Raw genomic sequence first — 23355 nt, forward strand, 5'->3', positions numbered from 1 at the left:
AATCTTAACATTTATCAAAAGTAAGAATACACTCAATAGGCTTGCACTTTTATTTAGCGAACAAGGACTGTTATGAGTCAGAAAAATTTCAGCAAATTGAACGAGACCGAGCTTGAGTATGTCGATGATAAAACAGCGGCACTACTCCTCAATACGCCCACCAGTGCGCGAATTATGTTGTGGGTGATCGTTCTGTTTTTTATTGCTGCTATTGGGTGGTCTGCATGGGCAGAGATCGACAAAGTTACCGTTGGCCAAGGCAAAGTGATCCCTTCCTCTCAAATCCAAGTGGTGCAAAACCTTGAAGGTGGCTTAGTTAAAGAGATCTTAGTTAAAGAAGGTCAACGTGTTCAGAAAGGTCAGCAGCTACTGTTGATCGATGACACTCGATTCCGTTCGGACTTCCGCGAACGTGAACAACAAGTGGCGAACTTAACCGCCAACGTGTTGATGCTATCCGCTTCATTAACCAGTGTCGTCATTAACGAAGAGTTCTCTGTTGAAGAGTGGAAAAAAAGCGTGTTGCTTGATTACGGTAAACTCGCCTTTCCACCAAAATTCTACGAGCTTCAGCCTAAACTGGTTAATCGCCAAAAAGCCGAATATCGTCAAGATCTGAATAACCTAAAAAACCAACTTTCTGTTTTTGATCAACAAGTTGAACAGAAACAGCAAGACCTAGTTGAGATTAAAGCGCGTGTTCGAAACCTAAAACAGAGCTACCAGTTTGCTCGCCAAGAACTGGATATCACCAAACCTCTCGCCGATGAAGGGGTGGTACCACGAATTGAATTACTTAAACTGCAAAGACAAGTGAACGACACTCGCCGAGAAATGACTTCGAGCGAGCTAAAAATTCCTCTTTTACGCTCAGCAATCAAAGAATCCATGCTCAGCCGTATTGACGCCGCACTGAACTTCCGCTCCGAACAACAAGAAAAACTCAATCAAGCCCAAGACAAGCTCTCTGCAATGACCGAATCTGCCGTTGGCCTAGAAGACAGAGTAAACCGTACCGTGGTGGTTTCTCCTGTAACAGGCACCGTTAAAACATTGGGTATTAATACTGTCGGCGGGGTTATCCAACCGGGTATGGACATCGTTGAGATTGTACCAACAGAAGACTCTCTATTGGTTGAAGCGAAAATCGCCCCGCAAGATATCGCGTTCCTACGCCCAGAATTGACTGCCATCGTTAAATTCAGTGCTTATGACTTCACTAAGTACGGTGGTCTAGAAGGCGTGTTAGAGCACATCAGTGCCGATACCACTCAAGATGAAGAAGGCAATAGCTTCTATATCGTGCGCGTGCGCACCGAAAAACACAATTTTGGACAGAACGAAGAGTTGCCAATCATTCCAGGTATGACCGCCTCTGTCGATATCATCACGGGTAAAAGAACCGTGCTTGAGTACATGTTGAAGCCACTATTAAGCGCTCAAAACAATGCACTAAAAGAGTAAGGACGTTTGATGTTTGATAACGCCTTTCAATACACAGCAAATAGACAAGAGCAGAGGCTATGAAGTCTCGGATTTCGCTATTGCTGCTGGTCCTCACCTCTTTCACCTCTGTGGCGCTCAACAAGAGCGACCAACGGTGGATAGATGCAGTGACCAAAACCTACGGCGATAGAGCCGGAAAGCGAGTGGCAACATGGCGCTCAAGTATGACGTCATACGACGGATTAAGTGAAAAAGAGAAGCTCAGGTCGGTGAACCAGTTCTTCAACCAGATGTACTTTGTCGATGACAACATACTGTGGGGAAAGAATGATTACTGGGCAACACCACTGGAATTTTTAGGCAGCAACGCCGGTGATTGTGAAGACTTCACAATCGCAAAATACTTCTCTTTGCTTGAACTGGGCGTCCCAGATAAGAAATTACGATTAGTGTACGTAAAAGCACTGGAACTAAACCAGTTCCACATGGTGTTGGCTTACTACTCAACACCGAGTGCAGAGCCATTAATTTTGGACAACTTAAACCCTGAAATTAAACGCGGTTCCAAACGCCCAGATCTACGACCAATTTACAGTTTTAACGGTAAAAACCTTTGGTTGATCAAGTCGGCAGCAGGCAGCGGCAAATTGGCAGGGAAATCTTCAAGATTGAGCTTATGGAACGACTTACGTTCACGTGAGCGCTCTCTAAAATTAAACAAACCCATTATCAATTACGATGAGTAGGTACAATGACTTTATATAAACAGCTTGTGGTCGGGATGGTTGCAGTGTTCATACTGCTGATGACGTCAGTTTTTATGATCGAATTCAATACCACCCGTGGATACTTAGAGGAGCAGCAACGCTCTGAGGTAAGTAATACCATTAATACTGTTGGACTGGCTCTCGCCCCTTACCTAGAAGAAAAGGACAAGGTGGCAGTGGAGTCTGTTATCAACGCCCTGTTTGATGGCAGTTCTTACTCAGTCGTTCGATTGATCTTTCTCGATAGCGGTGAAGACATTCTCCGCTCATACCCTGTAAAGCCAACTGGCGTACCAGAGTGGTTTACCAACCTAAACCTGTTCGAGCCTGTTCATGACCGCCGCGTGATCACCAGTGGCTGGATGCAATTGGCCGAGGTCGAGATCGTAAGTCACCCAGGCCCTGCCTACGATCAACTTTGGCAAGCATTCATCCGCTTACTGAGCATATTTGGCACGATCTTCTTGCTCGGTTTGGTGTCTATCTCTTGGATCCTTAAGCGCGCTTTACGCCCGCTCTCGTTGATCATTACCAAGATGGATCAGATCGCCAAGAATCAGTTTGGCGAACCTCTGGCTCGTCCAAAGACAAAAGATCTCACCTTGGTTGTCGATGGTATCAACCACATGTCGACTCAAGTTGAACTGGCATTTAAAAACCAAGCGAAAGAAGCTCAGAAGTTACGTGAAAGGGCATATATCGACCCTGTATCTCAGCTAGGTAACCGTGCTTACTACATGTCTCAGTTAACTCAATGGTTAGAGGAGTCGAGCTTAGGTGGTTTAGCGGTACTTAAAGCGGAGTTTATCAGTGAAGAGTACGATGAAAAGGGCTATCAAGAAGGTGATGCCTTGGTTCATCAACTGGCTGAACAGCTGCAAGCTTCAATTTCATCTCCAGATATCACCATCGCTCGTATTTCTAGTGACGAGTTCGGTTTCATCATGCCAAACATTGATGAGAGCGAACTGAAACTTGTCGCGAGCAGCATCGTAAACTGTATCCAGAGCCTAGGTTCAGACCCAACAGGCACTGCGAATCCACATATTGCTCTTGGTGTGACCTACAGCAACAAGCGTAAAACCAGTACTGAAATCATGTCGCTGGTGGATAACGCACTCTCAAGTGCCAAGGCGAATCGAGAACTTGCTTACGGCTACGTAACCGCAGACGATCACGGCGCAGTGATGGGCAAACAACAATGGCGTATGTTGGTTGAAGAAGCGATCATCAACGACCTCATTACCTTCCGTTTGCAGGCTGCAAACAATGCCTTTGGTAAAACGTATCACCAAGAGGTGTTCTCTGCGATTGAAAAAGATGGCGTGCGTTACGGTGCTAACCAGTATCTATACGCGCTAGAACAGCTTGAAATGAGCCACATTCTCGACCAATACGTTATTGAGAAGATGGTTGAAAAGCTCAATGCAAAAGAAGTAACCAGCCCAGTCGCTATTAATCTCTCGCCAAGCAGTATATCTCAACCAAGCTTCATCCGTTGGATCGGTAAGACGCTTGAACAGAATGCTTCAATCGCTCACCTGTTGCACTTTGAGATTCCAGAAAACTGCTTCATCAACGTTCCGCACTACACGGCACTTTTGTGTAACACCATTCGCAACGCTGAAGCGGTGTTTGGTGTCGATAACTACGGACGTAACTTCCAATCACTGGATTACATCAACGAATACCGTCCAAGCTATGTGAAGCTAGATTACCTGTTCACACATAACCTTGATGACGAAAAACAGAAGTTTACCTTAACGTCGATCTCTAGAACCGCTCACAACCTAGGCGTCACCACCATCGCGTCTCGAATAGAAACTCAGACTCAGCTAGATATTCTGTCTGATAACTACGTAGAAGTGTTCCAAGGCTTCATTGTTGATAAATAGTTGTAAGGGTTATATCACATGCAAGATCCACTATTGAACTCACTGATCTACGTTAGCCGGTATTACGGGTTAGCTAACTCGCCCGAAGCGTTGATCAATGGGCTACCACTATCCGATGGAAAGCTAACCCCTTTCCTATTCCCACGCTCTGCTGAACGAGCAGGATTAGTGGCAAAAGAAAACCGTTCCGACTTAGAAAAGATTCCTCACCTGATACTGCCTGCGGTCTTACTACTTAAACAAGGTGAGGCGTGCGTTCTCAACAGTATCGATTTAGAGAAGCAAGAAGCGGAAATCATTACTGCGGAAAGCGGAATGGTGCCAATCATCATTCCTGTCGAAGAGCTGAAAGAACAATTCATCGGCCGCTACTTCTTGGTAAAGAAACAGTTCCGTTATGATGAACGTTCACCAGAAGTTCTAAAAACACGTAAAGGGCATTGGTTTTGGAGCACGATTTGGGAATCTAAAAACATCTACCGAGATGTGTTGATTGCCTCCATTCTTATCAACATCTTCGCGATTGCCGCGCCGATGTTTACACGCTTGGTGTACGACAAGGTAGTTCCCAACCTCGCCTTTGAAACTTTGTGGGTGCTGGCAAGTGGTATCTTTGTCGTGTTCCTATTCGATTTGCTGCTCAAATTGATGCGCAGCTACTTCATTGACGTTGCCGGTAAGAAATCCGATATTCTCATTTCCTCCAAACTGTTCAGTAAAGTACTGGGGATTCGTATGGAAGCGAAGCCTGCTTCTGTCGGTGCTTTCGCTAAAAACTTGCAAGAGTTCGAATCCATTCGTGAATTCTTTACCTCTGCAACCATTGGCTCGTTAATCGACCTCCCCTTCGCACTGATGTTCTTAGCGCTAATTTGGTTAATGGCTGGAAACCTTGTGTTTGTTCCCGTTGCTGGCGTGGTCATTTTGATCGTCTATGCATTGCTAATCCAAGGTCCACTGCGCCGTACCATTGAGGAAGGCTCTCGTCTTGCTTCGCAGAAGTACGCGAACTTAATCGAGAGTTTGGCTGGGTTAGAGACGGTTAAGCTGTTCAGTGCGCAAAGCCAATTCCAATTCCGTTGGGAAGAAGCCGTTGCTCACATGGCGAATTGGAATATCAAAAGTCGACGCATCACTGACAGCATCCAAAACACCGCCGGCTTTGTTCAGCAAAGTACTAACGTTGGTATGATCATCTTTGGCGTGTATCTAATTGCAGAAGGTGAACTTACGATGGGTGGCTTGATCGCTGCAACCATGTTGAGCGGCCGAGCGATTGGCCCGCTTGTTCAGCTGTCTTTGCTTTCGACTCGTTACAACCAAGCAAAGTCATCAATGACTCTGATTGAGCAAGTGATGTCGATGCCTGATGAACAAGAAGAAGGTAAACGCTACATTCACCGTCCGATTATTCAGGGCCATATCGCGCTAGATAAAGTGACGTTCCACTACCCAGATTCACCAGTGGCTTCAATTAGAGACTTAACCCTCAATATTAGTCCTGGTGAGAAAGTAGCAATCATTGGTCGTATTGGTTCAGGTAAAACCACACTAGAACGTCTGATTATGGGCCTGTACAAGCCCACAGAAGGCCATGTACGTATTGATGACACGGATATGGAGCAACTGCATCATGTCGACGTACGACGCAATATAGGTTGTGTTCCGCAAGACAGTAACCTGTTCTACGGTTCAGTAAGAGACAACATTACTTTAGGTCGTCCTTTGGTGGATGACCGTGACGTGATGGATGCAGCAAACCGTGCAGGGGTAACCGCGTTTACTCAACAAGATCCTGCAGGTTTGGAACGCCAAGTGGGTGAAGGTGGTGCCTTGCTGTCTGGTGGACAACGTCAGTCAATTGCCATTGCTAGAGCCTTCCTTGGCCGTCCGCCAGTGTTGTTGATGGATGAGCCGACCAGTGCTATGGATAACCGTTCAGAGATGCACATCAAACACCAACTTAACCAATTGCTACCAAGCGAGACGTTAATTCTGATTACACACAAAACGTCGATGTTGGACATTGTCGATCGAGTGATCGTAATGGAGAAAGGCTGCATCATTGCAGATGGTCCTAAAGCACAGGTTCTTTCAGACCTTAAACAAGGCCGAGTGAGAGCGGTTAGCTAAAACGCGCAATCCACCTAAATAAATCATTATCAGTAGAAAGCAAAAGGGGAGCATCAACTCCCCTTTTTCTATTTGTCAGTATCGACACCTAGACAATACGTCACTTTGTGTTCAGCACAAAAGTCTACAAAGCAATATCCTCTTGCTCCATCTTAAACGAACATTGGATCTCGTATTGGTTGAATGAGAAAACACTTCCGCCGTGGGTCCGCTTGGTTGTGACTGTCTCATCACCAAATTGAATCGTCACTCGGGTATACACTTTTTCGTGTACCTCTACCGTGCATTCAGCAAGATTGGTTTCAAACTCTGCTTCGAGTGTATCTAACTGCGACTTTGTGTTTTCAATTGCGAGGTTGTTCTTCTCACGTTGCTGCTCTATTTCTAGGGCTTGCTCTTCGCTTCTCTCTGCTTTCGGGCGCTTCTTAAATTCTAACTCTTGGCGAATCACACCCATGGTTTGCTCTTGCGTATGTTTATAAGTTTCCTTCAGCTCGGCTATCTTTTGGCGGTAGCCATCGTAGCGTGCAAAACCATGTACCTTGGTTGCGGTGTCTCCCTCAACACCTAGGAAGACACATTCTACTTTTCCGCCGACTTTGGCTTCACCACCGCTGAGTGTGCCGTGTTTTTTCAAACTGTCCATCACGATAAGGTTGTTACCACAGCGAATGTCATTACTCATACTGTGCACACCAAGTCGAAGGTCGTTGGCCGTTTGTAGCTCGGCATTCTGTGCATAGCTTGCTGTGATAGAGCCTTTACTGAATACCTTACAACTTTTTGGCTCACCCTCTTTAGTCGTGTGGCCGATAATGCCTTTCGCGACTTTGATATCCCCCTGGGCTTGAACTTCGGCCGATTCGATAAAGCCACCCACCGTAACACTTCCGGTCGCCTTGACGATCATCCCCGGCTCGATGTTGCCAGAGACAAAGACATTACCTTTAAATTTAACGTGCCCAGTTGAGACATCGACGTTGCTGACACATAAGGCGTCATCCACTTCGATGGTTCGGTCTTTAATGATGGGCAATCCAGGGTGCGAGGCGAGTAGTAAATTGGGATCTTCAGGGGAGATGTAAGTGCCCTTTCCAGGCTTGATTAAACTGTCTTGTCCAGGAAGCGGTGGGATAATTCGGCCTTGAACGGTAAAGCCAGCGATACCTTTGGTAGCGGGGGTACGTTTCATTAAGTGATCATTTTGACCAACGGTAATGGTTTGTCCCAAGTCTCGCATATCAATCTTGCCTTCGTCTTTACTGCGAGGCTTTAAGACTTGGCGAGTAATATCTTCAACCAAGGCGGCAAACTTGGCGTCCTTACCTTTTACTGGTTGTGTCCCTTTAGCGACGGGCTGAGTAAACTTTTCCCCGGATTTAAGTTTGCTACTCATCATCAGAACTTTTCTGAGCGCTAACTTATTTATTCCTTTTGTTATTTGAGCTTGAGATAAACACTGAATGATGTCGCTGCCACGCAGTGGGTGTCCATTATAGGGACCAGTAACTACAAGACTCGCCAACATCTCATCATCAGACAGTTCGACCGCAACAGTGGCATTTCGAACTTCGGCAATCAAGATTCCTTCATAAGCTTCACCCTTACCTTCTTTAGCAAGAGTAACGAAACGCAACACCTCTTCTTCGAAAAGAAAATAGTTTGATGCATTCAAAGCTTCTAAGGTTGATGGCAGCGTCTTGTTATCAAAGCTTGCGTCAACCACAGTCCCGGTTGGCAGACATGCCATTACTTGTTGCTTGTCTTCCGACAATGTAACGATGTTATCCCACATTCGAATTGAGTATCCCTAATGACTCAGTTGTTATTCAGTCTATATAATTCATTCTGCGCTGAGTATCACATTATTAGAATAATCAGCGTCACATCACTTACTTTCGATTCTGCAAACATGACTCATAAATAAGACTTACACATTTTATGATCTGCTTCGCCTTTACAAATACATAGGGAAGTTTTTTCAATATATTTCGTGTGATTGAATGTTAATTCGATGTAGGGCTAGATAGTAAAGGCGAATAGCTTTAGAAGATTAAAGGCTGTCATGGAGAGATGAAACAGAAGTGATGTAACAGATAATCAGGGTAAAAACGGATTTGAATATGGAGCTTCAGTTTACAGTGTAAATCCAAAATTCTAATTTACACTGTAAATCTAATTTGTAGCGGTCAGTCTATTTAAATGATGGATAGCCTATTTACACTGTAAATTTGACAGCAGAGCATCGACATCTTTACGAAACTGAATCTCTGCTTGTTTGCGACCAACAAGATTAAACTGTTCGACACAAGTCCCCCACTCTTTCTGCTGAACAACCTTTGCGATGAGTAAGTCAGAAATACCTATGTTTCGGTCGTTACTGAGTAGAATCAAGTTCAGTACGCTAAAACTAATCGCATCATAACTGTTGCCACCGTTCACGTAATTTCTAACTAACTGAGTTTCAAACTCGCTAACAGTATCGACACTCTTTGGCAGCAGTTCGCGCACCATATCGGTTTCAAGTGAAACCAAAGAACCTGAAACAAGAAAACAGTAACTACGCTCGAAGTGATTTTGAACTTGATTTATCCAGCGTTGAGAGTTTGAGTTAAGCGCCTTAACCATCAGAACCGAGTGGCAGCCGCTGGCCTGATCTCGCTGGTGGCCGATGTGGACAGCTTCAAATTCACTACCACGCCAAAAAGAAATCAATTCGCTGGTCGCGCCAAAACTTGTCGCCAGATAATCTGCTTGGCTGGTTTGCTGTGATAACTGAGCCAACATCCAACGGCCAATACCCAAGCCTTGATGACGAGCTGAAACAGCAATGCGCATAACTCGAAGGCACCGACTGGTCGCCGCCGGAGTACAACCAAGTTGGTTTGCCAGTAATACAGGAGCAAGGTGACCTTGAGGCCTGCGTTTTCCAAGTTGAATTTGAGCAATCAACTCGCTGTCCAAACCACCCTCTTCCGTCACTAACATACAACCTAAACATTCATCCTGCTGCCAAGCGGCGTACAAACGGATTGCTGGGTTGTAGAGAAACTGCATTAAATCGTTCGGCGAGGTCTGATAGTGCGCATCCACAAGAAGAGAAAAACATTGTTGTAGCTGCTCAGGATTAGCCAAGCATTCTGCTTTTGATAACTCGACCAAGTTTAATTGGTTGATTGCCTCAGCAGAAAAGCCATCGATTTCATCAACCGCCGATTCACTGAGTGATGCGTCATTACCAAGTAGGAAGCAATCAAACAACCAAGCTTCTAGCGGATCGTTGTTATTCCAACGAATCGGTTGTTCGAGCTTAAAGCCTTTCCACCCCGGACGATGCTCAGAAAGCCAAGACTCAAACTTAATACCGAACCCTCGTCCACTGCCTTCGTAACCGTGTACCGTGGTTGAAAAGACCATACGGTGATAGATGTCGACCATGGATTTAAGCATCGGAATTGGAATTGCAGCTGCTTCATCAACCAATAACAGATCGCAATCAGGCTTAGATTTAAGTAATTCATCTGCTGCGACGAATCTTAAACTGCCACCTTGATGACGAATGTGAGTAGCGTTTACCACTTCGCAAGATTCTAACCCTTGGCTGGCATGAGAAAATACCGGCTCTACCGCTTTCACTGAAGGCGCGGTAACAATTATATTAAACCCGTGACGCTCAACTAACAGTTGCGCTGCGGCAATACCCAATGTCGAGCTTTTACCACGCCCTCTATCCGCAGTGAGAATCAAAGGACGTTTACGATGTCCAGACACCACTTTTTTGACTAATTCAACAGCCGTGTTTTGCTGTTCAAATTTATCCAATCCGTTTTGGGCGCTTTGCATCTGAGGAAGAGCGTGAGTTGCTTGAACTACATCGCCGGCTTCATTGTGTTGTGAAACAGAAATCAGTTTATCGAAATGACGTTTTAACCAACGTTGGCCAAAGCTTTCACTATCTTCAGAGGCATTAACTTTTGGCGGCAACACCAACAACAACCCACCACCAACTAACGAACCCAACGCGGCACTAAAACCATTCGCATCGAACTGCTCTCTAAAATCACAAACAAGAACTTGGCACTCACGACCAAGCAGTTGTTGGCCTTTTTTTACTGGAGCATGAATCACACCTTCAAATGGCGTACCGCCAACCTGGAAGATGCTCGGAGTGTTTGAATCTTGAAGGAAGGTAAAAACAGCAGAGTTTTGCCAATCAAAATCGCCATCAAAGACCACGCCGTAACGGTGATCGTTATGCTGAGCAATATTAGAAAGTGTATGTAGAAAAGTGTTGGTTGGGTTTGTCATAGTTAGCGTCCAGATTCATCTAAACACAGTTTATCACAGCCAAATAAAAAGCCGCATAAAGCGGCTTTAGAGGAGTAATGAAAAGTCGTCGACTTAGTCGAGCTTCGATTGTACGAAGGCGAGGATTTCTTCCATTGTTGAATCATCAACTTTCTTAAGGTTCAACGCCAAGTTTGAACCCTTGCGGCTGTATGATACGCGGCCCTTAATAAGCTCAACTTTTGGAGAAGCTTTCTTCGCTGGCGCTGGCGCCAATTCAAGAATCCAACCTTCCAATGTTTCGGTCACGTCTTTGGTTAGACGAGTTACGCCTTGAGCTTCGCTACGCTGCCATACAAAACCTTCAGAAGCATCACACTTAGTCAGCAGTGTTTGCTGCTGTTCACTCGTCAATCCACCAAACTGCTTGTGCAGTTTAACAATAGTTGGACGACCAAGGTCGCTCACATTTGGGTAAGCTTGTAGCAATTCAAGTGGTAGAGCAGCTGCTTTCAATGCACCACTCACTAAAGCTTCACTGCACTGGAACATTTTCGCCAGTGCTTTCTGATCTTCAGCTTCGCCTTTATCCAGCTTCGCTTGCATCTCTTTGCCCTTCTCGTAAAGAGAAAGCGGTTTATGAGCGTTAGCTACGTCTGATAGGAACTTAGCGTGTTCGCCGTTAATGTTTTCAGCAACATAGATTAGGAACTCTTTGTCAGCCAAAATACATGACATACGACGACGGCTACCATCAAGAACTTCAATCTTACCGTCTTTGTTCTTACGACCAACCGCTGGGTATTGCTGACCACGTTCTTTCAATGTTGTAAGAACATCAGAAAGCGCGTGCTCGTTTAAGAAAGATTGCTCACGAGCGTTCTCTTCAAAAACAACCGTTCGAGTAGCCACTTCAGCCGCAGGAATTCGAACCAATTCAAATGAAACCAAATCTTCGCCAGCAACAGAAAGCTCAATCACTTGAGCCTGCTCTTTTGCCGCTGTTTGCGCTTCTTGTGGTGTTGCTACGCGACGTTTGTTTGCTTTACCAAATAGCTTTGCATTTAAGTCAGATGTTTTAATTGCCATTGTTGTTATCCCTGATTAAGTGAAGGCCAGTTGCTATGTAATACGCGCTCTAATTCTAGAGCACTTTTTTGTACTGCGTCTTGAGCAACAGCTAGAGTTTTCTTACCGCCCTCAAAGTCGCTCACCGTTAGATCGAAAACCGTGCTGTAAGTGTCGGCACAGGTTTCAAAAGCACGGCTTCTTGGAATGGTTGCCATCATTACTTGGTCATTCAACAGGTAGTTCATTTCCGTCAGAACTGACACCTGTTTCTTGTTGTCGTCTTCAAACATGGTTGGCATTAGACGAACAAATTCGAGCCCTTTCCAGTCATCCGGGAACATTTCGTAAACCGTTGGTAAGTGCTGGAAGAAGTTAACCGTTGAAGCCCAATCCAAACGCTTAGCTGCACATGGAATCAGAAGTGCGTTCGACGCGTACATTGCATTCCATACTAGAGGGTCAACGTGCGGGCCGGTATCAATCATAATCACATCGAAGTCATCGGCGATTTTGTCGATAAGCTTCTCTTTTAACAGACGAACAATATCAAGTGACTGATCTTGTGAAAGGCTTTGCCACGCTTCAGCGTTAAACATCGCATCTTCTGGGAAAGCAGAAATTGTCTTCAGGTTTGGATACTGAGTTGGCAATAGTACGTTCTTACGAAGAAACTCTAGATCGACATCTTGGCCTTCAGGCACGTTGTCCAACATGATATCGACGGCAGAATAGATGCTGTCGTGCTCTGCCCCACTAATTTGTGGATTTAGGAACAGACGCAAAGAGCCCTGTGGGTCCAAGTCAATCAGACAGATACGGTAGCGCTTATCCAAATTCAGAGACAAACAAGCGGCTAAATGAACCGCTGTCATTGATTTACCCGTACCACCCTTCTGGTTTTGTACGTTGATAATCCATGGCTTATTGTCAGCGTGCTGCTTACGTTCATGGAACTTTGGCACTTCTGCCGCGTCCATCAACATGTGAGCTTCTGTCAATGAAATCGAGTAATGATTGGCGTTGTTCTTTGTAAACTGATGGCCATCAGCTTCAAGTTTAGTGATCGCTTCATCGAGTTTACGACGCGTTAAACCAGAACGAGTCTCCATCATAGCTTTAGACATTGGAGGGAAATGTTCATCACTTCGCTCTTCCAAAATAATCTCAATTCGGTCAGCCTGAACTTGTTGAGTTTGTTCGGCTAGCTGATAGAGCTTATCAATCGTTTGTTCTCTTTTCATTGCCAGTTTCCGTAATGATTAACTAAGTACAAATTGTACAGCGATTAACAACAAACACAACAAAAACATGAACATACATTTATGAGTAAAATCACATAAAATAGACCGCGTTTTTACAATTTGATGAAACATCGCCTTAGACAAACACAAAAATGACTGTTTCTATCATGAATAACCATGCTATTTCTAGTCTACATTTTAAATGTTACAGCATCACTTATTTACAATGTAAATGGAATTTCAACGAAAAACCTTCGGAACGATTGAAATACAACCGTAGATTACGGTTGGTGTGATTTGCATTCGAATTTATAGATTTTCAATCCAATAAAAATTAAAAAACACTCAATGACCAAAAAATTCAAAACAGAAGAGAAGATGGGGTGTCAAAAAACAACAGAGGATTGGAACTTAACCGGAAGAATGATCATGGAGCACATCCAGTGTAAGATAATTGATAACGCCAAATTATGAAGCATGATCAAGGCGTAAACTGAGCAATATTGATCCGAGCAACTGCAGATTGAAAATGATCAACCTCCGGAAAAATGATCAAGTAAACATAGTTCCGGAAGCATGTAATTTATGAACTAAGTTACGGACAAATGCTTTTGGAATGGGGATTCAACGCCTATAAGGGCTCAATGATTGAAAATTCAATCGACACAGACCAAGAATACACAAACATGACAATTTCATGATCATGCTTCCTAGTTAAGACCCACCCGCTCTAAATACATCAAAGCAATCCATTTCCAGCGGATACAGACTAAATTTTGCACTCAATAGGGTAGGAACGATAAAAAAGTATGCTCTCTTGATCATTGTTCCGATAGATTGGCCACCACAAGTGTCCACTTAGACAAGTCAAAAGCTACTTAGAAACCGATGTTGAATTCCGATCTGTGGATAAGCTGTATAAGTATAATGATCATGCTTTCGAACCAATAATGATCATGCTTACAATGACTTAATGATCATCGTTCTGATGTTCTGTGATCATGCTTTCTTAAGTTTAATGATCATAGTTTCGGAACCTTTATGATCATGCTTTCCAAGGCGATTTATTTTAATGCTTTAAATTCAGCTACTTATAAGCAAAGTTACGTCCAGATCATTAGATCACTTAATCATTTAAGATCATATTAATCAAAAAGATCAGTTATTTAAAAGCCAATAAATTCTCTTTATTTATGATCATTCTTTCTTTATCATTCAGGAACTATAGTGAAATTACGGTTAGTGTGATACGGATCAAAAATGAAACCAGAAGAGAAATTGTTAATTAAGGCACGAAGCCACAAAGATGGTCATTTATTTGAGGTATCTGAAACAGCCGTTGAATGGATAGAACAATATCAACACTTCAAAGGTGTCACCAAAAGCATAGTTGAGCTTCTTAACCTAATTTCACTTCGTGGGTTTAGCAGTAAAGACGGGTACGTTTCCACCACTGAGATTATTGAATCAACCGATGGTCAAGTCACTCGCGCAGCCTTACAGCAAAGGCTGAGAGCTGCAGTTAATATCGGATTGTTCAAACAAATCCCCGTTCGCTTTGAAGAAGGCCTTGCTGGTAAAACCATGTTGCATCGCTTTGTGAACCCAAACCAATTGATATCGGTGCTGGGTGCCACCAGTTTAGTGACAGAAAGCGTGAAGCAAAATGAAAAGCAAAAGCGCTCTAAAGCCCTAGCTCAAACCAAAGTAAACAAGCGCTTACTGAATGAACATGGGTTGAATACCCCACCAACGATGAAAGATGAAGCGGATCAATTCATTGTTTCGCCAACCAATTGGGCGGGGATTATTGATCAAGCGTTAGCGCCACCTAGAACTCGTAAGAGCTACCAGAAATCCATGGTTTCGATCTCTGGCACTCGCGCTGTGATCGAGACACGATCTTCTAAAAATATCATGACCGTTGACGATCTGATGACGCTATTCGCGTTATTCACTCTCACCGTTCAATATCATGATCATCACCAAGATGATTACCATCTAGACGCGAAACACACGCCAAACAAAACACCACTCTACATCACTGATATTTTGTCTTTACGTGGCAAGAAAGACAGCGGCCCTGCACGTGATTCTATCCGCGACAGTATTGATCGTATCGAATTCACGGATTTCCAACTGCACGAGCTTACAGGCCGTTGGCTTAGTGAGAACATGCCAGAAGGCTTTAAGAGTGATCGTTTCCGATTCTTAGCTAGAACCATTACCGCATCGGAAGAAGCGCCTACAGAAGGCTCTGACGGCGAAATTCGCATTAAACCGAACCTATACATCCTGGTTTGGGAGCCTTCGTTCTACGAAGAGCTGCTGACGCGTGACTATTTCTTCCTATTTCCGCCAGAAATCCTGAAGCAACATACCTTGGTCTTCCAAATGTATTCGTACTTTAGAAGCCGCATGGCACGTCGTCATTCAGATAGCATGTTGCTCAGTGAGCTCAACCAGAAATTGGCGCGTAACATCGATTGGCGTCGTTTCTCGATGGATCTGATCCGCGAGCTCAGAAAGCTGGGTGAAGTCGGGGATCAAGAAGATACCTTCCTGGTTAATCTTTGGGGTTATCACTTGACGATCACTGCGTTGATCGAAAAAGGGAAAACGACCGATTATCAGGTAGATATCAAATGTAATGTGGAAGAGGTCTTACGTTACTCAAGAGCGCGTACCACTAACGCGGGTAAGCGTAATATGGCACCAACGCTGCCGAACCCACTTCGTAACGAAATGGTGTCTAAGCAGAAACTGGAAGAGCTGTCTGAGATTATCGACGGTGAGTTTGAGCCAATTCAGCGTAAAGCACCGTCGCCAAGAGGCAAATTGGGACGTCGAGTTAAGCAGCGTAAACACTCTGTTGAGATCAACGCTGATGAGATCATGATTACTCTCTCTAAATATACCTCTGCAGAGGCTCTAGAACGCAGCATAACGGCTTTATCTGCTATGACAGGGCACTCACATGCCTCAATCAAAGAAGAGTGCTCAGAGCTCATTGAGAAGCTTGATTGGTTGAGAGTAGGGGAGGACGTTATCCCATACGAAACACTGAGTCGCTTGATTGAGCTATATAACGACCGAGATAGCACCAGCAATCGACATCTGTCCATTGAACGTTTGATCTCTGGTTTAGCGGTGCGTCGTAAAGTGTGTAAACAAGTTCATGAAGGTCATTTAGACGAAAACGTGTTCCTTGCGCTCGATGAAATGGCGATTGGCCACTAGTCATTATCCTATCGCGATAAGCCTGTTTTACCGTCGCTGAATGGATAGTTTTGAACACATTAGGTGCTGATTAAAATCGCACCTAACGCTGACAAAGTGATGACAAAGTAGCGCATCTAGTTGATTATTATTTATCCCGAATAGACAACCTTTGTCCTTTCTTGTGATTAATAGATTGGCTCATATTTTGTTACATCATACTGAATAGATTTTTGCGAGTTCCCAAGGGACTCGCTTTTTTTTGCCTAAAATTCAGTCAATCATTAAAATTCAATAGCTTACAGAGTTAAACGCCGAAGCATGATCAAGGCTCGATCATGCTTTCTACGGATCTAGCTCTGGTGAGATTCTGATTTGATGCTTGATCGAGAAGGGCTTGATCAGTGGAGATGGCGTTGAATAATTCCTTGATCATCGTTTCGGGGATGGGTTGCCATAAAGCGTACATGCGACTCGATCAATTTTTCAGACTCTGCTTTCCAACGTGGTTCTTGCTGTTGGTTCGTAAACTCCAAAGCCAATACACACAAGTGTTGTAGCCGCTGTGTACACCACTCTTGCAATCCTGCTTCTGATTTTGGGTCACATGACACCGCTTGCAGCTTACTGTAGGCAAACATTAGGTATTGGTAGGCTTTATCTTGATGGCTTGAGCTGCTGGCCTCCTGCGAAGCCAACTCCGGATTCGATGAATCCGCGAGGTGGCGATAGAAAGTAAAGATTCTCAGGCATCCGTCTAGCCAACATGCGATGCCTTTGCTCTGCTCATCCGTGATCAATGGCCCCCAGAGCGCATCTGGAGGCGTTAAGATCAAAGGTTCTAACCGGTCCACTTGATCATGCTTTCGGTCTTTGTACCAATCTCCGATCCGCTCTAACCAAGTGTCTAGTTCATTCATGCAACGTTATCCCACTGTTTTACAAAGTGATTATCAGAAACTTGTTTGATTTCATGCTGTATTTCACTGCTCTGCTCTCGAATACGATCAGCGTCTATTGAATAGTTTGGCTCATTTTTGACGAGTTCGCCAAATGGCAGATCGGGATCTGGTACCACAGAGATCAACAACTTAGTGTACGGGTGTTGTGGATTGGTCAAGATCGACTGGGTTGATCCCCACTCGACGATCTGCCCTTTGTACATCACCGCCGTCTCTTCAGCGATGTAATGTGCCGTGGCAAGGTCGTGGGTTATGTACAAAAAGCCTATGCCTAACTCTTTCTTCATTTTTTGCATCAAGTTCAACACGCCAAGTCGAATCGAAACGTCCAACATCGAGGTGGGTTCGTCAGCAAGAATAACCTCAGCGCCAACGGCCAGTGCTCTGGCTAGGTTAACCCTCTGTCTTTGGCCCCCACTGAGCTCGTGCGGGTATTTGGCGAGCGTTTCGATGGGTACTCCACCAGCGTTAATAACTCTTTGAGGCGTTCTGTGAGAGCCTGTTTAGTGGCTACCTGTTTATGGATCTTAAGTGGGCGCGTTAAATGGTGCTCAATGGTGTGAGTGGGATTAAGTGAACCAAAGGGGTCTTGAAACACCATTTGCACACGGCTGCGATAATCCAAGATATCTTTACGGCTTTTCAGCGTAGAGATGTCTGCCTTTGAACAGTATCTCTCCCTCTGTCGCAGGGTAAACCTTGGTCATCAATCGTGCGCAGGTGCTTTTCCCGCAGCCTGATTCTCCGGCTAAGCCGAAAATCTCGCCTTAGCCTATGTGAAAGCTAACGGATTTGATTGCATTGAAAGAGGGGAAAATGAGAGTTGGATCAAACCACATTTCTTATGGGTAATCTTTTAAATATAATTGCAGAAAATGGCTTTGGCAAAGTTTAAATGAGGCATTTATTAATTAGCTTTGTGAAGCGTCGGAATCATCACACTTCAGTACAGAATTTCTTAACAAGCGAAAAAGCATTTGCTACAGATTACCTGTCCATTACATGGTGCTTTTCGGAGGAAAACATGTCCATTAATTCTATCAACCATGATGAAATGACAAATATTGCAAACAAGTGGGATGCTGAAGAAGAAGTATCTTTCAAACCAGAAAAGAAAATGAAGTCTGCTGAAGCTCGTCGTCGTATCGAGACTCTAAGAGAAATTAGAGAAAGCGGTTTGAGTCTGGAAGAAGCGAGGGAGCTAGGTCTTATTCACTAATAATCCCCATTGCATTTAGAAGGGTGGCACAACGCCACCCTTTGATTTATAAGTGTTTTTTCATGTTTCCTATCCAGATTTAATCAACTCCTTGATTCTTTGGCTCACTGTTCCGTTTAGCCTATCCCTTGTGATATTACGCTTTTCAGATGAAAAACACGCACATGGCATACTCTTGAACTAAGTTGTTTGACAGTCATATTCAACGCCACTAATTTTAAAGTTAAAGCAAAAATATGCGATGTCGTTGGTAAGGAGAAGGCTATGTCTAATTCTGTGGCTCAAGCTAAAGAAGTGCTGTTTTACGAACCCGAAGATCCGAACGGATACCTGTCAAATTTTGCCGCTTGTCCTATCAAGGTAGGTGATCAAGTTTGGGCAACCAGCGAACATTATTATCAAGCGATGAAGTTTGCCTCCGAAGCGCTACGTAATACCATTTTGGAAGCCAGTACACCTGCTGAAGCGTTCTCTTTAAGTCGTGACTACGAAGACCAAGTTCGCGAAGATTGGTATGACATTCGTGTTGAAGTGATGCAGTTCATCGTCACCGAGAAGTTCAGACAGAATCCACAGTTTGCGCTGTTTCTTACCAATACCGGAGATTCGGTGATCAAAGAACATTCGCACAAAGACCACTTCTGGGGCGATGGCGGCGATGGAACCGGCGAGAACCATTTGGGTAAGATTCTGATGGCAGTGCGTCACCAGCTTCGCACTCAGCAACTGCATTTGATTGCTTCGCACTGATTCGTCGATTCAGATAGCGGCATGCTTATGATTACTCCTTAGACGTATTTAAAAGGCCGCCCTGCTATCTAGTATGAAGCAGGGCGGCCTTTTCGGTTTTAGAGAGTCAGGCATCAACGAGAGTTAACGTACGTGACTAAGCTATCCGTTGCTAAGTTCTAAGTTACGCTGGTGCTATAAGTAACTCTGTACGATGTCGTCAAGCTGTCCATCGTATTTCATTTGGTCTAGGCGTTGGTTGATGAAGCTTTGCAGTTTAGGATCCATCTCAGGGTCAAACGCCAAATGGATAGGGTAGTTATTGATGACAGAACCAAACTCTTGCATCTGGTAATCATCAATACTCAGTTTTTGTTCGTTTAGGTTGTATTTGATTCGTGATTCCATTTCCACAAACACGGTGTCGCCAGGTGCTCGGTTCAGGACACGAAACGCAGCAGTGTAATCTTTTACTCGAATCTCGTTGAGCTTGCCCTGTTGGATATAAGGTTCCAAGTTCGGATACTCAAATCCTTTCAGCAATACCACGGCTTTCCCATCGAGATCATCGATTGTATTGAACTCAAATGGCTTTTTACCGCTGCTGAGTAATACGTGTTTTACATTGTAAATCGGGTCTTCAGATAGGTTCGCAGATTGAATATTCCCCCAACTAGGGCTGCCATAGGTAACCCAGTTTGGATTCTCTCTCGCATCGAGCTTGTCGATCATTCGATTAAAAGGGTAGGTGTGGTAGTTGATCTCATATTGGCTGTCATCAAACACGGCTTCCACAATATCTGAAACAATTCCTCTGTGAGATGACCCGTCAGTTTCGATTTGAAAAGGTTGCGCTTGGCTCGCAATAATGTAGTAGTGAAGAGGTTCGCTTGCAGAAGCATAACTGCTTGAAAACAAACTGACTATGGATGCAACGATAAGATGTTTTTTCATAACCTTCCCTAGTTATTTGATGAATGACTACTATTATACTAGTTGAGTAATTGTAGTTTGCTAGGATAACAATAATGGTAATTTGTGTATGGTGACAAAAGGAAAACGCTACGTTGGACTCTCCCGACAGTTGATCGGGATGATAATAGCGATCAGTACCTTATTCACAGTTATAGTGACAGGTCTCGGGTTGTATGTAGAGTACCAAAGTCGAGTTTCTTTTATCAGCTCTCAGATCGAGCAGGTCAAGGCTGGCTACCTTTCTGGTTTAACGGCAAGTTTGTGGGTTGAAGATCGAGAGCAATTGTTTGTGCAAGCCGAAGGCATCTCTCGCCTCCCTTCGGTCAGTTACCTTCTTATCGAAAGTCCCGATGAAAAAATTCTAGAGTTAGGTCAAAAGACCGAAGGCCAATCTTATTCTCAGTCTTGGGAAATGGTGCACCAGATGGGCGGCACAGACTTCCCGTTGGCGACGCTCACGGTGCAATCAGACTTGAGCATGATCCTAGATGACTTTGAAGAACGAGTGTTATTGTTGCTCGCCTTCGAAGCCGTTAAAATCTTCTTGTTGTCTCTGGTATGTTTAACCATCGTCTATCGTCTTGTCGTAAAACGTTTGATGACCATGTCTTCCCAAATCAACCAGCAACAGGTCGAAGACAACAAACCGCGCTTTATAACGCCAACTCACTCTACTTACAAAGATGAGATATCGACTCTAGAGAGTAGCTATAACCGATCGGTAGAACGTATTCGTCAACAATATCAAGAGCTGGAAAAAGCTAAAGATGTTGCTGAGGTGGCCAACCGTAATAAAAGTGAATTCCTTGCCAATATGAGTCACGAAATCCGTACCCCAATGAATGGGATTATCGGGTTGTCGTCTTTGCTCTCTGAAATGGATATGCCGAAAGAGCAAAAAGAGTATATCAACATGCTCAACACCTCTTCGCTTACTTTGCTCGACTTAATCAATGACATTCTCGATTACTCGAAGATCGAAGCGGGGCGACTAGAGCTTCAGCAAGAGCCGATGAAAATGATGGGCATTGCGGCCGACGTTGAATCAACCTTCCGAGTGAAAGCGGAACAGAAAGGGCTTCGATTCCAATTAGCGATCGACCCTAAGATCCCAACCATGGTGATTGGCGACGGTACTCAACTAAGACAAGTCCTAAATAACTTAGTAGGTAACGCGATTAAATTTACCGAGCACGGCCACGTCACGCTCTCACTTCGTTTGGAAGAGGTGGTTGAGCCTGAGCAAAAACTCAGAGTGAAATTCGAGGTTGTCGACAGCGGTATCGGTATTGCAGAAGACAAACAGAAATCGGTGTTCGATAAGTTTCAACAAGCCGACGGCAGTACCACACGTATTTACGGAGGCACAGGGCTTGGTCTAACAATATGCGAGAAGATCGTGACATTGATGGGCAGCAAGCTTGAACTCACCAGTGTTGAAGGTAAGGGCAGTACCTTCTTTTTTACGGCTGACTTTGACCCGTGTTTAGAAGCCGATGAAAGCAATATCGATTTCAATAAGGTTTCGGTTCTGCATGTGGATGATAGCCAGCTGAACATGCGCATAACGTCTACACAGCTTCAATCCTTTGGCGTTAAGTCTGAGTGCTGTGAAACGGCAAACCAAGCGTTAGAGTTGGTTTCAGAGTCTGTGGCTCAGTCATCACCTTATGATCTCGTGCTGATAGACAAAGTAATGCCGTCCGTTGATGGCTTTCAACTGGCGAGAAGCTTAGTTGAACGCTTTGGTAGCGAGTGTCCTAAGTTAGTGATGATCTCTGCTGACCCCAGAAAGCAAGATGAAGCTCGTGCGAAACAAGTCGGTTTTGTTGCCTACATTGCGCGTCCTTACCAAGATAATCAGCTTAAATGGACCATCAGTGAGGTACTCGCGAGAGGGGCTGATACTTCAGTCTTTACCTATCCGAACAGAGGAGAGGTTGCGTTTAAAGACAATGAACCTGTGCCGTTAAGTAAACCTGCAGCGGTTGTTAAAGATGCTCTCATTGTCTCTGTAAACGCCACACCAGCCGATAAACAAGCTCCAATTCAAGCAGAGTCAAAACCTGTCGCAGTTGCCGGAGAATTTAGTGGTACAGTTTTAGTTGTTGAAGACTCGCGAGTAAACCAACAAGTCGCCAAGATGATGCTCAAGAAGCTTGGCTTTGAGGTTGATATTGCCGACAACGGTGAAATTGGTGTCGAGAAATTCAAAGCCAACGAATACGAGATGATTTTTATGGATTGTCAGATGCCGGTTCTCGATGGCTTCGAAGCGACCAAGCAGATCCGAGCGCTCGAAGAAGGGGCTGCAAAGCATATTCCAATCATTGCGCTGACGGCCAACGTCGTGCAGCGAGACAAGCATTTGTGCTTCGATGTAGGCATGGATGAGTTTTTACCTAAACCGGTTAACCAAGGCAAACTGAGAGAGATCGTAGCGAGTTTCTTGTCGAAAGAGACGGAATCAAACAAAGAACATGAGCAGCAAATTGTTTAGTTGAGTATCTCTAATCTTACTTTCATTAAAAGAGTAATGAGGCGAATTAGACATAGTCTTTTATGCCGTTGGTTATATTTGAAGTATCGTGTGAAAGAAATGATAAAGGTGGCCTGAAAAGACCACCTTTTTTGTATGTGTCGGTTTGAACTTAATCTCTATCGATTGCGAACGCAGACCATGCTTGACGTGTCGGCATCACTTCGACTCGGTTAATGTTGATGTGATCTGGCAAGGTTGCGATATAAAACATCTGCTCGGCAATATCCTCTGCTGACAACGGTGTAGTGCCTTGGTAAAGGTTGTCTGAAGCCGTCTGGTTACCTTTAGTTCTTACAAGAGTAAATTCCGTTTCTGCAATACCAGGGGAGAGGTCAGTCACTCGTACCCCTGTGCCTTGTAAGTCACAACGTAGGTTGTAACTGAACTGCTTTACGAACGCTTTGCTGGCACCATACACATGGCTTCCTGGGTAAGGCCACTGTCCGGCGATTGACCCAACATTGATGATTGAGCTTCCTGCGCCTTTTTTAATTAACGTAGGCAACAGCGCATGAGTAACATTAACCAAGCCTGTGACATTGGTATCGATCATAGTGTGCCAGTCTTTCAAGTCCACATCAGGCGCGCCTTCTGGTGCCAAAGCTAACCCAGCATTATTGACCAATGCGGTAATCGATGAAAATTCAGCGGGTAATGAATCAATGGCTTGTTTTACGGCGTCTGCGTCTCGAACGTCGAGTTGAATTACATGCACAGGCACCGTTAATTCTTCCTTTAGGTCGAGTAGCCTTTCGATTCGACGACCAGACAGCACTAACGACCAGTTATCTTCTGCGAAACGTTTTGCTGCCGCTTTGCCGAAACCAGAGGTTGCCCCTGTAATGAACGCTATCTTATCCATAAATACA

Annotated in this window: 15 protein-coding genes and 1 pseudogene; 8 read left to right on the top strand and 8 right to left on the bottom strand. The window is 44.5% G+C overall.

Annotation, left to right across the window (positions count from 1 at the left end; translation table 11 throughout):
- The first annotated feature begins 72 nt into the window (after window positions 1-72).
- From AB4274_RS10820 to AB4274_RS10835, 4 genes are read left to right on the top strand one after another with little or no spacing between them, the layout of a single operon-like run.
- Window positions 73-1464 carry an HlyD family type I secretion periplasmic adaptor subunit gene (locus AB4274_RS10820; protein WP_048660519.1) on the top strand — a complete coding sequence of 464 codons (1392 nt, stop codon included), beginning with the start codon at window positions 73-75 and terminating at the stop codon, window positions 1462-1464.
- Window positions 1465-1523: 59 nt separating this feature from the next.
- A complete protein-coding gene (locus AB4274_RS10825; RefSeq protein ID WP_372112007.1) occupies window positions 1524-2192 on the top strand; it encodes a transglutaminase-like cysteine peptidase in 669 nt (222 codons plus the stop codon).
- Between the two features lie 5 nt (window positions 2193-2197).
- A complete protein-coding gene (locus AB4274_RS10830) occupies window positions 2198-4108 on the top strand; it encodes a LapD/MoxY N-terminal periplasmic domain-containing protein (RefSeq protein ID WP_017061208.1) in 1911 nt (636 codons plus the stop codon).
- An 18-nt stretch (window positions 4109-4126) separates the two neighbouring features.
- On the top strand, window positions 4127-6241 hold the full coding sequence (locus AB4274_RS10835; RefSeq protein WP_017061209.1) for a type I secretion system permease/ATPase: 2115 nt from the start codon (window positions 4127-4129) through the stop codon (window positions 6239-6241).
- Window positions 6242-6365: 124 nt separating this feature from the next.
- Here AB4274_RS10835 and AB4274_RS10840 read toward each other — a convergent pair whose 3' ends face one another.
- From AB4274_RS10840 to AB4274_RS10855, 4 genes are all read right to left on the bottom strand, one after another.
- A complete protein-coding gene (locus tag AB4274_RS10840) occupies window positions 6366-8036 on the bottom strand; it encodes a FapA family protein (RefSeq protein ID WP_372112009.1) in 1671 nt (556 codons plus the stop codon).
- Window positions 8037-8455: 419 nt separating this feature from the next.
- Window positions 8456-10549 (bottom strand): GNAT family N-acetyltransferase, encoded by a 2094-nt coding sequence (locus tag AB4274_RS10845; RefSeq protein ID WP_372112011.1) that lies wholly within the window; start codon window positions 10547-10549, stop codon window positions 8456-8458.
- Window positions 10550-10642: 93 nt separating this feature from the next.
- Window positions 10643-11617: a ParB/RepB/Spo0J family partition protein gene (locus tag AB4274_RS10850; RefSeq protein WP_372112013.1), complete on the bottom strand. Its 975-nt coding sequence runs from the start codon at window positions 11615-11617 to the stop codon at window positions 10643-10645.
- A gap of 5 nt (window positions 11618-11622) precedes the next feature.
- Window positions 11623-12840: a ParA family protein gene (locus AB4274_RS10855; RefSeq protein WP_017061213.1), complete on the bottom strand. Its 1218-nt coding sequence runs from the start codon at window positions 12838-12840 to the stop codon at window positions 11623-11625.
- A gap of 1260 nt (window positions 12841-14100) precedes the next feature.
- Here AB4274_RS10855 and AB4274_RS10860 point away from each other — a divergent pair.
- Complete coding sequence (locus tag AB4274_RS10860) at window positions 14101-16080, top strand: replication initiator protein RctB domain-containing protein (protein WP_017071247.1); 1980 nt, start codon at window positions 14101-14103, stop codon at window positions 16078-16080.
- Window positions 16081-16460: 380 nt separating this feature from the next.
- On the opposite strand, the gene AB4274_RS10865 is transcribed toward AB4274_RS10860, so the two are convergent.
- Both AB4274_RS10865 and AB4274_RS10870 read right to left on the bottom strand, forming a co-directional pair.
- Window positions 16461-16979, bottom strand: coding sequence for a hypothetical protein (locus AB4274_RS10865; RefSeq protein ID WP_017061216.1), 519 nt, complete (start codon window positions 16977-16979; stop codon window positions 16461-16463).
- Window positions 16976-17860: pseudogene (locus tag AB4274_RS10870) on the bottom strand (ABC transporter ATP-binding protein). Before AB4274_RS10870 ends, AB4274_RS10865 begins: the two are co-directional and overlap by 4 nt.
- 185 nt (window positions 17861-18045) lie before the next feature.
- Between AB4274_RS10870 and AB4274_RS10875 the strand changes: the two are divergent.
- Window positions 18046-18240: a hypothetical protein gene (locus AB4274_RS10875; protein WP_017061218.1), complete on the top strand. Its 195-nt coding sequence runs from the start codon at window positions 18046-18048 to the stop codon at window positions 18238-18240.
- A gap of 189 nt (window positions 18241-18429) precedes the next feature.
- Window positions 18430-18990 (top strand): NADAR family protein, encoded by a 561-nt coding sequence (locus AB4274_RS10880; RefSeq protein WP_050643559.1) that lies wholly within the window; start codon window positions 18430-18432, stop codon window positions 18988-18990.
- 174 nt (window positions 18991-19164) lie between these two features.
- On the opposite strand, the gene AB4274_RS10885 is transcribed toward AB4274_RS10880, so the two are convergent.
- Window positions 19165-19923 carry a substrate-binding periplasmic protein gene (locus tag AB4274_RS10885; protein ID WP_372112015.1) on the bottom strand — a complete coding sequence of 253 codons (759 nt, stop codon included), beginning with the start codon at window positions 19921-19923 and terminating at the stop codon, window positions 19165-19167.
- Between the two features lie 88 nt (window positions 19924-20011).
- On the opposite strand from AB4274_RS10885, the gene AB4274_RS10890 reads away from it, so the two are divergent.
- Entirely contained in the window at window positions 20012-22444 is a 2433-nt protein-coding gene (locus tag AB4274_RS10890) for a response regulator (RefSeq protein WP_372112017.1), read from the top strand.
- 151 nt (window positions 22445-22595) lie between these two features.
- On the opposite strand, the gene AB4274_RS10895 is transcribed toward AB4274_RS10890, so the two are convergent.
- A complete protein-coding gene (locus AB4274_RS10895; protein ID WP_017061222.1) occupies window positions 22596-23348 on the bottom strand; it encodes an SDR family NAD(P)-dependent oxidoreductase in 753 nt (250 codons plus the stop codon).
- Window positions 23349-23355 lie beyond the last annotated feature (7 nt).

This window comes from Vibrio sp. 10N.261.55.A10, assembly GCF_041470825.1.
In the GTDB taxonomy this organism is placed as follows: Bacteria; Pseudomonadota; Gammaproteobacteria; order Enterobacterales; family Vibrionaceae; genus Vibrio; species Vibrio crassostreae_C.

What these genes read in the sequence shown, in the direction of transcription:
- AB4274_RS10820 (WP_048660519.1), top strand. Translation starts at nt 73, where the DNA reads ATGAGTCAGAAAAATTTCAGCAAATTGAACGAGACCGAGCTTGAGTAT.
- AB4274_RS10825 (WP_372112007.1), top strand. Translation starts at nt 1,524, where the DNA reads ATGAAGTCTCGGATTTCGCTATTGCTGCTGGTCCTCACCTCTTTCACC.
- AB4274_RS10830 (WP_017061208.1), top strand. Translation starts at nt 2,198, where the DNA reads ATGACTTTATATAAACAGCTTGTGGTCGGGATGGTTGCAGTGTTCATA.
- AB4274_RS10835 (WP_017061209.1), top strand. Translation starts at nt 4,127, where the DNA reads ATGCAAGATCCACTATTGAACTCACTGATCTACGTTAGCCGGTATTAC.
- AB4274_RS10840 (WP_372112009.1), bottom strand. Translation starts at nt 8,036, where the DNA reads ATGTGGGATAACATCGTTACATTGTCGGAAGACAAGCAACAAGTAATG.
- AB4274_RS10845 (WP_372112011.1), bottom strand. Translation starts at nt 10,549, where the DNA reads ATGACAAACCCAACCAACACTTTTCTACATACACTTTCTAATATTGCT.
- AB4274_RS10850 (WP_372112013.1), bottom strand. Translation starts at nt 11,617, where the DNA reads ATGGCAATTAAAACATCTGACTTAAATGCAAAGCTATTTGGTAAAGCA.
- AB4274_RS10855 (WP_017061213.1), bottom strand. Translation starts at nt 12,840, where the DNA reads ATGAAAAGAGAACAAACGATTGATAAGCTCTATCAGCTAGCCGAACAA.
- AB4274_RS10860 (WP_017071247.1), top strand. Translation starts at nt 14,101, where the DNA reads ATGAAACCAGAAGAGAAATTGTTAATTAAGGCACGAAGCCACAAAGAT.
- AB4274_RS10865 (WP_017061216.1), bottom strand. Translation starts at nt 16,979, where the DNA reads ATGAATGAACTAGACACTTGGTTAGAGCGGATCGGAGATTGGTACAAA.
- AB4274_RS10875 (WP_017061218.1), top strand. Translation starts at nt 18,046, where the DNA reads ATGTCCATTAATTCTATCAACCATGATGAAATGACAAATATTGCAAAC.
- AB4274_RS10885 (WP_372112015.1), bottom strand. Translation starts at nt 19,923, where the DNA reads ATGAAAAAACATCTTATCGTTGCATCCATAGTCAGTTTGTTTTCAAGC.
- AB4274_RS10890 (WP_372112017.1), top strand. Translation starts at nt 20,012, where the DNA reads ATGGTGACAAAAGGAAAACGCTACGTTGGACTCTCCCGACAGTTGATC.
- AB4274_RS10895 (WP_017061222.1), bottom strand. Translation starts at nt 23,348, where the DNA reads ATGGATAAGATAGCGTTCATTACAGGGGCAACCTCTGGTTTCGGCAAA.